The sequence below is a fragment of the Psychrobacter sp. ANT_H3 genome, assembly GCF_027919975.1.
Taxonomy (GTDB): domain Bacteria; phylum Pseudomonadota; class Gammaproteobacteria; order Pseudomonadales; family Moraxellaceae; genus Psychrobacter; species Psychrobacter maritimus.
In genome coordinates this window covers 1-329 of the sequence record NZ_JAQISM010000063.1, presented here as the reverse complement: position 1 = coordinate 329, position 329 = coordinate 1, and the positions used below count along the sequence as shown (strand labels likewise).

The following is a 329-nucleotide window of genomic DNA, read 5'->3' as shown; positions in this document are numbered from 1 at the left end:
TTGATACTATTTACAATGTGGCTACCTGTCTCTGCTGAGGCATGTTTTTGATGGTGGGTTTATAGGGAAACCAGCAATAAGCAATTAAACCTGACAGCAAGTTTGTGATAAACCCCGTGACACTACGATGGCGTGAGTGTTCGATTTGGCACAAGTTTTTAAGCTCTCCAAAAACCGTTTCAACCAAAGAGCGATGATTGAGTAGCGCCTCATCCATCGGCTTGAGTACTTGCGGTTTCATATTACGCCGAAGTTTGGTTATCAACGTGGTATCACTGTGTTTTGTGAGCCACGCGTTTAGTGCTTTACTGATGTATCCTCTATCACCA

Annotated in this window: 1 protein-coding gene; it reads right to left on the bottom strand. The window is 43.5% G+C overall.

What is annotated here, in order from left to right; translation table 11 throughout:
• Positions 1 to 10: 10 nt before the first annotated feature.
• The coding region (locus tag PG901_RS13620) for a transposase (RefSeq protein WP_271134705.1) at positions 11 to 329 on the bottom strand (319 nt) is incomplete at its 5' end.